Here is a 15,737-nt window from a genome sequence, read left to right on the forward strand (position 1 = left end):
TGCTTTATTCTTGTAGAAAGGTATTTTTGTTGCCATATTATCTTTTGCAACTCAGAAGTATTTCACTAGCAACTGAAGAAATGTTCAAAAAAAGCTATAAGTTATCAATTGTGGCGGTCTTAATCATCGTGGTTTTTGTGTTTGCGGTGGGATTCATGCTGGGTGCCAATATTAATAACCTGAGACCGTATTTGGTCACTTTGTTGCTTCATAATGATGATTGGCACAATGAAATTGTAGAAATAAGTATTCCTTCGTCATATGATGGTAATAAGCAAAAAGTGATGGCGTACCACGCCAAAGGTAAAAATAGGCCTCTAATAGTGAGTCTTCATACTTGGGGTGGTGATTATGTTGAATATGACCCTATTTCGGAATATGCAATCAAGAATGACTATTACTACATTCACCCCAATTTTCGTGGGCCTAATAGTAACGAAATATCTTGTTGCAGTGATATGGTCATTGCAGACATAGACGATGCCATCGCCCATATGATTCAAAATGGGGCCTCAGAAAATGCTATATATATAATTGGACTAAGCGGTGGGGGTTACACACTTTTTTGTACTTATTTGAAATCAGAATACAATGCGAAACATTATGCCGCATGGGCGGCAATAGCCGATTTAGAACAATGGGCCCAAGAAACGAGAATCAGGGGATTGTCTTATTATGATGATATCATGGCCTGTACATCGGAAGGAAAGGATTTCAATAGCCGTTCACCTATACAATGGCCTATACCGAATGTCATTGAACAAAAGGGCCTTTTGTCCATTTATGCAGGAATTTATGACGGAATCGACGGAAGCGTTCCCATAACTCATTCCATAAATTTTTACAACAAAATAATCGAGGCAACTGTAAGAGACACAGCGCCTAACAAGGTATCTGTGAACGAAAAACTGAAACTGTTGGAATTTAGGCAACCTTTGGGCCATTATGGTAAAATCGATGACAGAGCTATCTACTTACAAAAAGAGACGCCTTCTGTTAAGCTTATCATTTTTGACGGAGGTCATGAAATGGTACTTCCTTTTGCTTTTGAAGACTTGATGAGAGGGGGAAAATGATTCGTTTATCTGTTTTTGTGGTTTTTTGACAAAAAAATTCCTTTTGGCTAGAGTTTGGTATTTAATTTTGACGAAGAATTGTTTTGTCGATTTGTATCATATCTGCTAACGATTAGACCTTTGCATATAGAGTAGTCGAAAGGTTTGTAAACCTTTTGATTTTATCAAGACAACAAAAAAAGATTATTACCGTTTTCCCGCTACCGTGACCATAGAAAATAGTACACCAACCAAAACCAGTAAATCTATTCCAAGACTCTATCAGATAGATTTGGTACGTTTTTTTGCCGCGCTTTACGTACTATTGTTTCATTATGGGTTTAGGGCACATGTTGCAGAGATAGAAGGCCCATACTTCGATGATGCCACTGGTTTTTTTCAATATGGTTATTTGGGTGTAGATCTCTTTTTCATAGTAAGTGGATTTGTGATTTTGATGTCAGCCCAAAAATCAAATGTGGTCGATTTTGCAATTTCAAGAGTTAGTCGGTTATACCCAGCTTATTGGGTTTGCGTATTGTTGACGGTTTTTGTCATCATTGCATACGGAAATGAATTGTTTGCCATTACCTGGCCTCAGGTCATGGCCAATATGACAATGTTGAATGGTTTCATGCGTATACCCCATGTCGATGGGGTATACTGGTCATTGCTGGTCGAACTTAAATTTTATTTTTTGATGGGGTCGCTTTTGTTTATTCGAAAGATGAAGTACGTAGAGTTATTGGCCTTGGGGTTGTTATCAATTTCAGTACTTCAATTGGCTTGGCCCTATGCCAATGCACCTAGGGTTGTACAGCTTCTTTATGCTCTTACCTTCCCAGATTGGAACTCATACTTTGTTGCGGGCATGTTCATGTTCATCATTTGGCAAAATCGCAAGATTTCGTGGCACATGGTTTTCATACCTGTTTGCTTAGGCTTATCATTAATCTATTCATTGGGTCGCGGTGTGGTCCTAAGTGAACATTATGATACTGAATTTTTACAATGGCCAATTGTCGTTATGGTGACCCTGAGCTACCTGGTAATGTTATTGATAGCCCTTAATAAGCTGGAATTTATCAATAAAAGGTCATTTTTGAAGCTTGGGGTATTGACCTATCCACTTTATTTGATACACCAAAATATTGGGTATATCGCCATGGACATGTTTGGAGGAATCATCAACAAATGGATTTTGTTGGCTATTCTTACCATTATTATGTCACTATTGGCTTATGTTATCAGCAAGTACATTGAGAAACCATTCGGGCTCTACCTCCGCAATACCCTTAAGAGCCACAAGTTATTAAATCGATTGAAAGCTAAAATTGCCTAAGTGAGTCTTTTTCTATTATTAATTATGAAAGCAAAATGGAATATATGGCACTTGGCACTTATCTGTACAAATCTTTTCTGCTTTTGATTAATTTAGCCGGGTTGCCTCCATAGATGCCATAAGGTTCAAGATTTTTTGTAACTACACTGCCCGCTGCAATAATGACACCCTTGCCAATTTTCTTTCCAGGCAGAATGATTACTCTACCGCCAATCCAAACATCATCATCAATGATGGTCTGTAAAGGAGGAGTATGGCCCTGCACCCTCATAGGGCGGTCTAGGTCAGAAAAATTATGGTTTGAAGCATATATGATGCAATCTGGTGCCATCATTACATCATTTCCAATTATGGTATTTGGGGGTAGAAGGGAATTTACCCCGATACCCGAATTGTTGCCAATTTCTATATTTTGTCCAAACCCAAAACGGGCTTTTTGTTCTATATTGACATTTTTACCCATTTTCTTGAAAAGAAAACGACATAAAAAAGCGCGAAAAACTCTGCAGTATTTGCCTATATAGGGACTGCTTGACCTTGGCAGATGCATGGCCAAAAAGCGATAGAGTATAAAGGCCACTATTCTCATAATTGTTCTATCAAGATATAATCGTGTTGATACCTAAGCACATTTAGGTTTTAAACACTCCGGCAAAATCAAGAACCACCTTTGAATTAGTGGGTTGAAGCGCCTTAAATTCATTATGTGCTACCAAAAAAACCACAATATCCGCATTCTTATAAGCTTCCTTGTAATCTGAAAGCTTAAAGACATTATGTTCATTGATATTAGGTTCTACAATATAATACTCTTCGTTATTGGCGTTTTGTAGCACTTTTTGGGCAATATATTTTGCGGGTGATTCCCGTAGATCGTCAATATTGGGTTTAAAGGCCAGCCCCATCAATGCTATTCTAGCTTTTCTTCCGTGTTCCAATTCAAATTTCAGTTTGGCGGTCTGTACTTTTTCGGCACACCAAAATGATTTATAATTGTTGATTTCCCTGGCCGTACCGATGATTTTTGACTCCATCGGATAGTCGGATACAATAAAGTATGGGTCTACGGCAATACAATGGCCCCCAACACCACTACCGGGTTGCAAAATGTTTACTCTAGGATGTTTGTTTGCGAGCTCAATCAGTTCCCATACATTGATGTTGGCCTTGTCGCAGATAAGGGAGAGTTCGTTGGCAAAAGCTATCTGTACGTCCCTAGAAGAGTTCTCCACCAATTTGCACATCTCTGCAGTACGAGCATTAGTTTTGTGCAAGGTACCCTTTACATACTTGGAATAAAAACTGACAGCTTTTTCGGTTGATTTGTCATCAATACCGCCTATCACCCTATCGTTGTGCACCAATTCGTACATCACATTGCCCGGTAATACCCGTTCTGGACAATAGGCCATATATAATTTGTCTTTCAGTTCTGGTCTTTCCCCATAAATTAGATTCATCATTTTTTCTGTTGTGCCAATAGGGGAGGTTGATTCAATTATATACAGGTCACCTTCTTTCAGCAAGGGTATGATGGCTTTGGTTGCAGCTTCTACAAAAGAAATATCAGGCTCGTTTTTGTCTTTGAAGGGTGTGGGTACAACAATGAGATAGCTATCGCCTTTGACGGGTTTGGTATCAGCGGTCAAATTGCCCTTATTGACGGCTTCGGCTACAATATTTTCCAATTCAGGTTCGACAATATGAATCTCTCCCCGATTGATTGTCTCAACCACTTTTGGATTGATGTCAACACCGTGAACCAGAGTGCCTTTTTGGGCAATCAGGGCAGCAGTGGGTAGGCCAATATAACCCAGGCCCATCATGATTACTTTATTTTCCATTATTTTTTTGGTTTTCCATAAATTCTATAATGCGCTGACATGCTTTACCATCTCCATAAGGATTGTGTAACTTGCTCATGGTCTCGTAACGTTTGCTATCGGTGAGCAGCGTCTTGGTTTCAGCGACGATTTTGTTTTTGTCCGTTCCCACCAAAATAACAGTGCCTGCATCGACCGCTTCTGGTCGTTCGGTGGTTTCGCGCATTACCAGCACCGGTTTGCCCAGACTAGGGGCTTCTTCCTGAACTCCGCCGCTATCAGTAATGACCATGTACGATTGGTTCATCAGCCATACAAATTCGGGATAGGCCAAGGGATCGATCAGTTTGATATTGGGCAGATTACCCAAGAGATCATAGACCGGTTTCTGTACTTTAGGATTCAAATGCACCGGATATACAATTTCAACATCTACAAAGGTCTCTGCTATTTCTTTCAGTGCTTGACAGATATTAATAAAGCCCTGCCCATGGTTTTCACGTCGATGACCTGTTACCAAAATCGTTCTTTTATCTTCGTTGATTTGCCCTTTTAGTTTGTTCAGCGCTTCACTTTGAAGCTGTTCTACACGATCAACACTCTCGAGAAGGGCATCAATGACCGTATTGCCCGTGATGGTAACGACTGCTGCCTTAATACCCTCATTGATCAGGTTGTCATACGAGGTTTGGGTAGGAGCAAAATGAAAGTCTGCCACATGGCCTGTAACGGTTCTGTTGATTTCTTCAGGAAAGGGTGCATATTTGTTAAAAGTTCGCAGCCCTGCCTCTACATGGCATACCTTGGCACCCGAATAAAAGCCAGCAATGCTGGCCGCCATAGTGGTAGTGGTATCACCATGAACATAAACGAAATCTGGCTGGTAGTCTTCGAGCACTTCCTTTAGCGAGGTAATGATTAGCGCCGTAAGGTTATAGAGATTCTGACCGGGCCGCATAAGGTCGAGATCATAATAAGGTACGATATCAAAAAAGTCAAGCACTTGGTCAAGCATCTGTCGATGTTGCGCCGTAACACAAACTTTTGTTTCAAATTGTGAGTTTTTTTGAAAAGCCTTGACCAAAGGGGCCATCTTGATGGCTTCAGGTCGGGTTCCGAAAATAATTAGGTTTTTTTGTGCCAAGAGCGTGAGAAATTAAATTCAATAGCCTATTTCATGGTGCAATATTAGAAATTGTAGAGTGAACTTCGAAAGGAAATAAGATGTTATACCTATTTAATCGTCTTGAGGAGGATTTCTGGTATTCGCCAAAAATCAATAAGAGTTGCCCAAAACGTATTCAATAGCTTCCGACATACCTCTTACCATGTGCTTTGGCCTTCTGTACTGATGGTAATGCTCTTTTGCCCTATTGCCCATTTCAATATACTTGGCCTTATTATGGACGGTTTCTAGAATTATTTCTTTCAATTGATCGTGGTTTTCATATAGAATTCCCGAGGCATCATTTTCGATATTAAAAATTTCACCCCCCGTAATGGCAGATTCGCTTGTTATAAAAGGCACACCATATCCCATGCTTTTTAGTACAGACAAACCAGCTTGTCCGGGGGAAATACAGGCCAAAGCTTGACTAAAATAATGTGAGAGTTTTTTTTCATCAAAAATTTTTCCTCTTAGAAAAATCTTATTTGCAAGACCGTTTTCTTTTACCCAACCAAGAATGTTATCATATTCATCACCATCACCAATAATATCTAACTGGGGTATTTTTGAGTTCTCTTTATAGGCCGTTAGGTAGTTTTCAAGCAGAACATATATTTTCTTTTGTTGGTACAAAGTGCCTATGAACAATAGATTTTTTCTTTCCAAATTTTGAATTGGTAATACTTCAACCGTATTGTTGGCCACAAATAGTTTTTCTCTTTCAAAACCTTCATCTAAATAGCGCTTTATGGGGTCGGATGAATAAAAGAGCACGGCATCTGATTTTCTCATGAAGTAAAACCTGACTTTATCCCAGATCGTTTTTTCTCCATAGTTGGTTTTATAGGAAGCCCTTACCCCAATGCCCCAAAAAATCACCTTGAAGTTTCTCTTTCTTTTAGAAGGTAATCTCATGACGCTTAACCAACTAATATTTCCCAACCCTATTACCACATCAAAGTTTTGGCAAAATTCAAATAACGATTTTTTGTGTATGTAGAACCGTGATATTTTATGAAAAGGGAGCCTTTCAACTTTAAAATCGGTTTTAGAATTGAAAGTTTTGCCCAAAGAATAGGCAACGGTAACATCATAATCATTGTTGAGAAGATTGAAGACAGGTATTCTGTAGGGTGATATTATGGTTTGAATTATTAGAATTTTCTTCATATGGAGTAGAGGCTTACTAGTGTTTGGACAAAGCTCGAACATTATTTATCACCAGCAAACTTTCAATGTCCATTTTAAAGTCTTTGAAACCAAATGTTCGGTTTTCTGTCAAGATTAAACTATTAGTAGTGTCAACTGATCAATAATTGATTATAAAGATTGAAATACTCTAGATATTTTTTCTCTTTATCATATAATGATTCTGCCCTTTTTCTACATGCATCGGTGAAATGTTCTTTGCCCAACTCTTTTATCTTTCTGATTTGCAATGCTAGGCTATTGATATCACCTTTTGAAACCACAAAGCCGGTATGCTCATCAATCGCTTCTGGACTACCTCCGGTGTCATATGTGATTATGGGTGTTCCACAAGCCAGAGCTTCAATGTTGGTGGTCGGGAAGTTGTCTTGGTATGTCGGATTTATGAACACATCGGCCAACGAGTACAACTTAGCCAAATCATCAAGGCTTTCTGTTTTTTCTATTCCAATGATATTTTTCGGTAGGCCTTTTGCCTTATCCTTGTCGAGACCGACCATTATTATTTTTTCATCTTCCCCCACTTTTTTGCTGAGTTTTAGCATGTCTGCATATCCCTTTCTTGGGCTCCATGGGTTGGCGACGCCCAATATTACGAATTCGTTGTTTGGTTTGTATTTGTTTTTGAAGTTACCTGATGGTTTGACAGTAAATTTCTTTAAGTCAATACCATTGTGCATAACCTTAGTAGGCAGGTCGCTCAAAAATGAATCCGCCAAAAGAGACTTCAGCCAATACGAAACCGGGGTCAAGGTGAGATTTTCTAAAGAATTGAAAAGCTTCTTTTTTAGATAGTAGTTTTCTTTGGACCTGTCAAAGACAAAACTGGCTGGATAATTGTTTTTTTGCGGACAATCAGAGCATTCAGTTTTCCATTTTTGGCAATTGACCAAATCAAAATACGCGCAATGGCCTGTGAATGACCAGCAATCATGTAAGGTCCAAACTATTGGAATGGGTTTTGTTGCCAAATATTCGAAAAGGGCCTTAACATTTAGATAGTACCCATGTAAATTATGTAAATGAATTATATCAGGTTGTAGTTCCTCAATTTTTCTTATGAACGATTTAGTGGCTAAATCTGCTGAAAAGCCGTGATTGTCAAATATTCTAGTATTTATAACATGAAAATAGTTGTTCAGTTTGTTTCCGATTTTGATTGTAATCGACTCACTTCTGTTGCCATGTCTACCATGCGCAATATGGCTGTGCCACCCATGATTGATAGCTACCTTGCCAATATCTTCAGCTATTCTACCAGTTGAACCAGTATTTACAACCGAATTAATTTGTAAGAGGGTTCTTTTGGTCATTCTAAAAGAGGTTTTTACATTAAGGCTTTATCAAAATGAGATTTGAAATACTTAAAAGGGATTTAGGAAGATTACTGGAAGTCTTTTATTATACCCATCCATCTATTCATAATATGTTCCATTTTAAAATCTTGTATTACTTTCGTATTGGCTTTTGAAAAAGAAATTCGCTTTTTCTTGTCCAAGATTAATTCTTCTATTTTTTTTGCCATGAGGGTAGTATTAAAAGGGGAAATCAAAAAACCATTTTCATTGTTGTTAATGATTTCATTAGGTCCTGTGGGGACATCAAAGCTCACAAGCGGTAACTTTTTGGCCATTCCTTCTAGCAGACTCATTGGAAACCCCTCAAATGATGAGGTCATGACCAAGATGGAATGTTCGGTATAAAGATCATACAAATTGTTGACGTTGCCCTCTAAAATGACCTTATTCTCTAGGCCATATTCTTCAATTTTTGCTTCAATGGCATTTTGCATTTCGCCTTTGCCGTAAATATGCCATGTATATCCTATGTTCTTTTCAAACACTTTGGCAGCGATTTCTAAAAGGTGAGAGTGAAAATTTTTGGATTTTGCCAACCTACCCACACTTACTATTTTAAAGGTATCGGGCTGATATTCCTTATTTGTTTCCAACAACCTGTCGTCAACAGGGTTATAAATTTGCACCACCTTTTTCGCCCATGTTTTCTTTTGATAGTTTTTTTCATCTGTTTTTGTAAGAGGTACCACAACATCGGCGAATAAGGAGGTAAACTGCTCGTTAAAAAATTTGTATTTATTGTCAACACCATAAAAACTGGTGTGCGACCAATAGATAAGATTTGTTTTTGTGCCAAAAGTTGCCAAGACCGCAAGTGGTCCAAAAATGTGCCCGCAGCAAATCAGAATATCGACTTTTTCTTTTTTAAGCAGCTTTCTGAGCTTTGGTACGGCCTTGAAAATACCCGTTGTCATTGATTCTTGTTCTGGAAGTAAATCAAAGAATGAAATTTTATCGTTCCACTCGTAAACCACATCTTCTATGTTCTGTTGTAGGTATCCAATGATTGATAAGTTCTCAAAACCTTTTTTTATAAACTGATTTGCAATAATCGAAGTCACACGGGCTATCCCTCCATTTCCAGAAGCTATCCCTAATAAAAATGCCAGTCTTGGTTGCCTGTCGATTTTCGAGTTCATATGGTCTTTTAACAATCTTTTTTTATTTTAATTCTAGTAGCCTTATTGGGCACCTAATTTTAGATATTGTTTTAGTATTTGAACGAACATAGTTTTCACCTCTTTGTATTCACTGGTCTTAAACAATTCATTTAATATCAAAGTACTTACTATGCCTACCCCTATTTGTAAAACTAGAAGCTCAAACATTGACAAGTTCTCAATAAAAGAAAGAGGAAATACGACTGCAAAATTCATCAACCCGATACCTATAAACGGAGCCACCTGCCTTATTTGACCCAATAAATTCAAATCTATAAGTTTAGTTGTATAAAAGCTGTTAAGATATAGTTCAAAAAATGCAAAAACAATCAGGCCGTAAAGCATGACTTCAATACTGAACAGTACCGTCACAAATACCAAAGGCAGGAGAATCAGTTTTTTTATTACTTCCAATTTTAGATAACGATCCGAATACCCCTTGACCATCAACAAATTTAGATTCAAGGTCTGCAAGGGATACAGTGTTCCGGAAACACATAATAATTGAAGATAAAAAATTGAGGTTTCCCATTTTTCGCCAATCAACAACAAGACCAATGGCTTGGCCATTGCAGCTAACATTAGTAAAAGTGTAAAGTTCAAAAAAGCCGCAAATCTTATGAACTTTATGAAAACACTTCTAAGTCGCGGTTTGTCATTTTGTATTTCAGACATCACAGGCAAACTTATTCTGCCCACGCCCAGCGCAATGTTTGACGAGATTGGGGTCTGAAATTGTTGGGCCCGTGTGAAATAACCCAGTGATTGAGTTGAAAAATATTTACCAATAAGCAAATAGTAGATATTGTTATAAACAGTGTTCAGCAAATCAGCGAACAGTAGCTTATAGCCAAAGTTAAAAAGTTCATTGAAGCTTTTTTTCGAAAATTTCAAAGAAGGTTTCCAGTTACTTTTAATCCAATAGAGCAAAACATTAATCATAGGTCTCAATACGGCATAAAGGACCAAACTCCATATACCGTATCCGGCAAAGGCAAATGCAATTGCTGTGATTCCGCTAGTGGTAATCGCAATTATAGATATGATTCCCTGCGTTTTGAAATCCATTTTTTTGATAAGAAGGGTGTTTTGAATGATGGTCAGCGAGTTAAGAATGAGCACTACTCCGACACAGCGAAACAGTAGTTTTAGACTAGGTTCGCCATAAAAATCGGCTATGAAACCAGAAAAAAGAAAAAGTATGGAATATAATACCATACCCATAACCACATTACAAATGAAAACGGTGCTGTAATCAACCTGACTGACATCAATTTTTCTAATAAGTGCTTTTTTTAATCCTCCATCTATCAAAAAAGCAGAAATGCTCAAAAAGGCGGTGATTATACCGATAAGACCAAAATCCCTGGGATCAAGTAAACGAGCTAAAATAATCCCTACTAAAAACACGGCTCCTTGTCCGAAGACACCTTCAAACATTGACCAACTGAAACCATAAATGGCCTTTTTTTTAAGGGACATTCAGTATTGATTTTTGATTTGCCGAATGTTTTTTCTCTAATCGTTGTTGTATGCCAATCATTAAAAAGAAAAACATCATGGCAGAACTGGCCTTGTAGAATACAAAAACATTATTATAAAACAGAAAGATAAAGAAGAACAAGAAGTTCAACTTTATAAACTGATTTTTAGAGAATCTCCTCAATAATGATGTAGCTTTAAACAAGGGTAGTACAAAAACCAATATGACCACTCCCCCGATAAAAAAGCCATGTTCGGCCAAGGCCTCTACATAGGTATTGTGGGTAAACAAACCTGTTTTAGAATAACGAGGAAACTGCCCGAGCCCTAAACCTAGAAAGGGATGGTCCATAAAAGCTTCCAGACCTAATTCAACCAATGCACCCCTCGCGTCCCTATCTGTTGCCTCGACCCTTCCCCTGATACTCGATTGACTATAAACCCCAATGAATTGAATGGCCAAGAATATGGTAATAATTCCTAGACTCAAAAACCGTAAAACCTTGATATAACTTTTTTGATGAGCCGAGTTTACCACCCAATACCAAAAGATAACATTGATGATTAGAATAAAAAGCAGCCCTGAACGTGATTGGGTGACGAAAGACATGGCCAACATCAGCGGAGGCAATAAAAGTAATCCCAAATAGGTGAACCTATTTTTATAGAGCAGATGCAAACGAAACAATGAAAAATTGGCAAATAAACTGATGTATGAATAATAATTGGCATTGTTTAAAAAATCACCTCTTGAGACAGTGGGGTTTATGAATCCTATTAGGCTAAAGTTGCCAACACGATATTCAAAGAAAATCAAAAGCACAATGCTGGTGATAAATCCAAAATGAAAAAAGCGCTCAAACCTGTCATCTTGGTTAAAGCTTAAGGCAATGAAAGCGCACATAAATGAGGCAATCATTTTTGGGAAGTCATTGGTAAAACTTGTTGCACTATAATTGGGGTAAAAAAACGACAGTAGTGATAAACCTATAAAAAGAGAATATAGGCCTATTTCCGTATTGATTTTTCGAAGATTTTGACGGTACTGTATCAGAGCGATCAAAAAAAGTGCCGGGGTTAACCCATATAGCGCAACATTTTGCAATCCTGTATAAGTGCCCGAAAAAAAGGTGACTACAGTAATGTAAATGAATAAACCCAATAGCCAATCTGATGGGTTTTTACGGTGTTGTCTCCTATTTCTGTTCACTTGTTTGGTCACTTAAATTGCTGAATGGATATAAAGTTAAGTGTATTACCCTCGATTTTTCAAACCTAATGGAGGAAGGTCCAGAAAAAACGACGACCAACTTTAAAATTTACATTTAAAGGCCAAATGTAGCATAAAAAAAATTCCGCCATTTTGATGGCGGAACCTTAACAAGTGTCTTCGGTCTTAAAAGATTGGTTATATCATTTTTTTATTGCTCATAGGCTCCTATACTCCAGCCATTACCAGTTGGTCTTGGATTACCATCATGGTCTTTATCAGAACTCTGTAAATATGACCTAGCATCTCTACCCATATCGGCCAAAGGACTACCGGATGGTATTGTTAAATCATTGTTGAGCTGCGGATTCAATGAAGTAACATTTGTTCCTGATGGGAGAGCGAAGTCTACATTATAAAAATTGACATGGTCAAATACAGCATTCAGGGCAAAACCTTCATTTTCCCTACTACCAGTAAGTGAACCCGTAACATTACTAATAGAGCAATTTATAAGATAAATGGCTTCCATAGGTCGGTCAATTTGAAAAACATGTGCGGCACCATCAAAAGTTCCTCCAATAATGTAGTTGGTTCCTGCTGCACCATTGTCATATTGAAATCCAAAATCGACAAATGCATTATTAAAGGCACCTACATTTCTAATAATAGGATTTATGAAATAGTTATCCGTTCCTGGTCCGGTAGCACGAGTACCACCACATTCTGTATCGCCACCTCTAAAATTAATGCCGCCACTATTCAGCATTTTGATATTGTAAAGCAGATTACGATCTGAGCCTGTTGTAACTGACACCTCAGATTCAAAAGCGCTACCACTTCCTTGTAGTGTGACATCTCTGATAATATTGTCATCACTATCACTATAAATTCTCATTCTCATATTTTCGATATACCCTCCCTCAATAAGGTTATTGGTGGAACCACACTTGATGTCGAAACCTCTACTAGGATGAGAAAGACCAGATACTCGATAGCTTTCAAAATTTCTAACAGTGATATTATGTGATCTATAAATCAATTGATGATAATCAGTGGGATTACCATCCTTAGTTGCATAAACTCTATTATTCTCCATCAAAGAATCGTCAGAGCCGATATACTCGATACCCACGTGACCAGCATCAAAGACAATGCAGTTCTTTATTACTGCATTAGTGGCATTGACAAGCCTTATTCCGTTGCCATTAAGATTACCATTAGGTTCTGGAAGAGTAGTCGGATCCATCCAATCGACGTTTGTAGGATCCCAATTGCCGGTTTCATTACTTACACAGTTAATGAATTGAACACCTGTAGTTGGCTCATCTGAATCAAAGCTATACTGTTGATACTGAGCCATAAAGTTTTCAACGTGAATGTAGCTATGGTCTACATTAAATGCTCTGTCGTCATTATCAGGGTCATTGTCACTTCCCCGATTTGTTTGTATCAGGGGCATTACATCACTGGGCAACACACCACCATCTGCATCAAAATCCTCTTTGGTATAGGTAGAGAAGACCGTTGATATAATATCATTGGGTGAGTTACGATATCCGATGATGCGAATAGGCTTTGAAGCTGTACCACTGCGTCTTGAAAAGAGATTCACATCACCATAATTACCGGCCTTTACCCAAACGATATCACCAGGTTGTGCATAATCGATTGCTTTTTGAATACTGCTAAATGCGGCACCTTCACTGAGGCCATCATTTGAATTATTACCATCAACCCGAACATAATAATTTGTGTCACCAGTTCTGTCTGTAGTATCGTTGTTATTATCATTATTATTGTCATCATTATTTGACTCATCTCCTGACCCTGAACCTTCATCATTATTATTTGAGTCATTGGAATCACTTGAATCGCTTGAATCTTCAGAACTTTCGTCTCCGGTATCATCAGTATTGTCTTCAGCATTTTGGTCACCATTTCCTGGGGTGCCCAAATAGGTCAATGTCAATTTTGGTACAACATCATTTACATTTTCTCTTGAGGCTACGGCTACGTCGTTGCCATCACGCTGCACCAAAACCATGTTTAACTCTTCTGCGGTGATATCATCGGCATTGAGTTCTATTTCAAAAGCTCCTTCACCACTCTCAACAATTACTGATCCCAGTAATAGGGTTTCTTGGGGAGCGTTTGCTGAAGTTAAGTTGTCTTCAGTCCACTCGGTATCATTTCCTTCATGGGCCTCAAAAGTACCATGACCAGCATCTTGCGAAACAGTTAGTGAAAGCTTTGCTTCTTGTAGGGGGCCATTGACCTCACTCAAATCAAAGGTGAGGTAACTTTTACGACGACCATTCTCTATTCGTATGATATCGACATCATAACCTTGGCCGTCTTGAACATAGGCGTCTTGTGTTGGCACAAAGGTCTTGGTCAAAAGTGTTAGACCATCGTTCTCATTTTCAGAAGCATTGTCAATATTGTTCTCAATGTCTTCAGCGACCGCTTCTTTAAAAAGATCGGAATCCTTGCTGCACGAAATGTTTAAAAATAAAAGAAAAACAAAAAGAATCAAGCCAATGAATTTGGTGGGGATAAAATTCATAAGTTAAGTAAATTAAGTTATAAGTGCCATTTGGGAATGTAAAATTAGACTATAAATTTTTACCATCGATAAAAAGCCTAATTTTTTCGATGAAATGCACTACCTCCAACTATTCCCAAAAAAATTTTTCATACATCAGGGGTAATACGTGATGAACCGTACATTTGGATCGTTGAAATACTGTTTTTAACATTGGCTTAAGAGTATCTTCGACGAATGGTCATTTTTTTTAACAACTTCTGCATTTTCAAAAAATATTTTCTTTTGAACATTGTCTTTTTGCTAGTTGGCGTTGTACGAATGAGCACACTTCGGCAGGTCTATTTTTCTAGACTTTCCTTGACTATTTTTGCGATTTCTTCATGCCACTGATCAAGAGGTGCACAAAAGGCAGTTTTATCATCAATAAACTTCTGGTCGTATCCCTCAATACCATATGGTGTGGTTATGAATCTGATATTGTTTTCTAGGTAGGTCTTGATTTTTATTTTAACTCCACCACCAATGATATCCGGATTGATATAAAGACCATTTTTAAGATAGGGCCATCCATTTCCATCGTAAAATCCGTGTCCCCATATTTTATTTTTTTTATCATGGTAACCATTTGATCCATAACCGAATAGGTGGAAATGTAAATTGGGGTAAACCGCTCGAAGTTGTGGCCAAATATGTGATATAAACTGGTCAAGTGACTTTTTTTTATGGGACTCAACACCACCAAAATAGACCAGCCGGGTGATGGGCCATAAGCTTTCTTTGGGCGTTTCTTTTTTATCTACTCCAACACCCCATAATATACTATTGGTACGCCCAGTTTCTGCCACATAAAAAGATTCGTCTTCCGTGCTCAAGAAAATAGGAGTGGTATTGGCGTCTGCGAAAATTTCCTTTTCAAGTCGGGTAAATATTTTTAGTTGCTTTGAGAACTTGTGATCGAGAGATATGTTCAGCTCTTGCCTTCTAATAGCAATGCGATAAAAGCAGTTATGAAACCTGACCTGTAAATGTGCTTTGGGGTATTTCTCCCTTACAGCCCTATAGAAAATGGTATCCCCACAGAAAATGTTGCTATAGCTCTTTGCCAACTCAAGCCTGTCGAGCATCTTTTTTGTAACCTCGGTACCTGGTCTATTTTGAAGAATCATCCTGAACCGATGTGACATCGACACTCTTTTTCTATCTATGAAAAAATGGTTCCCGATAAGGTCGTTGGCGGTTTCATAGCTGTACCAAACAAAGTGATCGATTTCTGAAGCGGGCACGCGTTTATAATCTTCGCTTACCACTATACCATAACCATTGAGCTTTGAAATTTCATGTGGAAACAGGTACAGGTTCATAACGGGAACAAATTACAT

At 38.1% G+C, this 15,737-nt stretch carries 11 protein-coding genes and 1 pseudogene; 2 read left to right on the plus strand and 10 right to left on the minus strand.

Annotation, left to right across the window (positions count from 1 at the left end; all coding sequences use genetic code 11):
* Window positions 1–80: 80 nt before the first annotated feature.
* Together L0P89_RS13800 and L0P89_RS13805 are read left to right on the plus strand one after the other, a co-directional pair.
* Window positions 81–1,076 carry an alpha/beta hydrolase family protein gene (locus L0P89_RS13800; RefSeq protein WP_235265700.1) on the plus strand — a complete coding sequence of 332 codons (996 nt, stop codon included), beginning with the start codon at window positions 81–83 and terminating at the stop codon, window positions 1,074–1,076.
* Window positions 1,077–1,347: 271 nt separating this feature from the next.
* Entirely contained in the window at window positions 1,348–2,397 is a 1,050-nt protein-coding gene (locus L0P89_RS13805; RefSeq protein WP_235265701.1) for an acyltransferase family protein, read from the plus strand.
* A gap of 76 nt (window positions 2,398–2,473) precedes the next feature.
* Here L0P89_RS13805 and L0P89_RS17060 read toward each other — a convergent pair.
* From L0P89_RS17060 to L0P89_RS13855, 10 genes and pseudogenes are all read right to left on the minus strand, one after another.
* Window positions 2,474–2,629: pseudogene (locus L0P89_RS17060) on the minus strand (acyltransferase); the annotation flags it as partial.
* Window positions 2,630–3,029: 400 nt separating this feature from the next.
* The gene (gene wecC, locus L0P89_RS13815; RefSeq protein WP_235265703.1) at window positions 3,030–4,241 is read right to left on the minus strand and encodes a UDP-N-acetyl-D-mannosamine dehydrogenase; all 1,212 of its coding nucleotides are present in this window, start codon (window positions 4,239–4,241) and stop codon (window positions 3,030–3,032) included.
* Window positions 4,231–5,364 carry a non-hydrolyzing UDP-N-acetylglucosamine 2-epimerase gene (wecB, locus tag L0P89_RS13820; protein ID WP_262911453.1) on the minus strand — a complete coding sequence of 378 codons (1,134 nt, stop codon included), beginning with the start codon at window positions 5,362–5,364 and terminating at the stop codon, window positions 4,231–4,233. Before wecB ends, wecC begins: the two co-directional genes overlap by 11 nt.
* Window positions 5,365–5,496: 132 nt before the next feature.
* Window positions 5,497–6,303, minus strand: coding sequence for a glycosyltransferase (locus tag L0P89_RS13825; protein WP_235265704.1), 807 nt, complete (start codon window positions 6,301–6,303; stop codon window positions 5,497–5,499).
* Between the two features lie 386 nt (window positions 6,304–6,689).
* Window positions 6,690–7,910 (minus strand): glycosyltransferase, encoded by a 1,221-nt coding sequence (locus L0P89_RS13830; protein ID WP_235265705.1) that lies wholly within the window; start codon window positions 7,908–7,910, stop codon window positions 6,690–6,692.
* 71 nt (window positions 7,911–7,981) lie between these two features.
* A complete protein-coding gene (locus L0P89_RS13835) occupies window positions 7,982–9,094 on the minus strand; it encodes a glycosyltransferase (RefSeq protein WP_235265706.1) in 1,113 nt (370 codons plus the stop codon).
* A 42-nt stretch (window positions 9,095–9,136) separates the two neighbouring features.
* Window positions 9,137–10,597, minus strand: a complete 1,461-nt coding sequence (locus L0P89_RS13840; RefSeq protein WP_235265707.1) for a lipopolysaccharide biosynthesis protein — start codon at window positions 10,595–10,597, stop codon at window positions 9,137–9,139.
* Entirely contained in the window at window positions 10,587–11,516 is a 930-nt protein-coding gene (locus L0P89_RS13845; protein WP_235265708.1) for an O-antigen ligase, read from the minus strand. Before L0P89_RS13845 ends, L0P89_RS13840 begins: the two co-directional genes overlap by 11 nt.
* Before the next feature lie 502 nt (window positions 11,517–12,018).
* Complete coding sequence (locus L0P89_RS13850) at window positions 12,019–14,376, minus strand: hypothetical protein (RefSeq protein WP_235265709.1); 2,358 nt, start codon at window positions 14,374–14,376, stop codon at window positions 12,019–12,021.
* Between the two features lie 320 nt (window positions 14,377–14,696).
* Window positions 14,697–15,719: a hypothetical protein gene (locus L0P89_RS13855; protein ID WP_235265710.1), complete on the minus strand. Its 1,023-nt coding sequence runs from the start codon at window positions 15,717–15,719 to the stop codon at window positions 14,697–14,699.
* Window positions 15,720–15,737: the final 18 nt, after the last annotated feature.

The sequence above is a fragment of the Muricauda sp. SCSIO 65647 genome, assembly GCF_021534965.1.
Taxonomy (GTDB): Bacteria; Bacteroidota; Bacteroidia; order Flavobacteriales; family Flavobacteriaceae; genus Flagellimonas_A.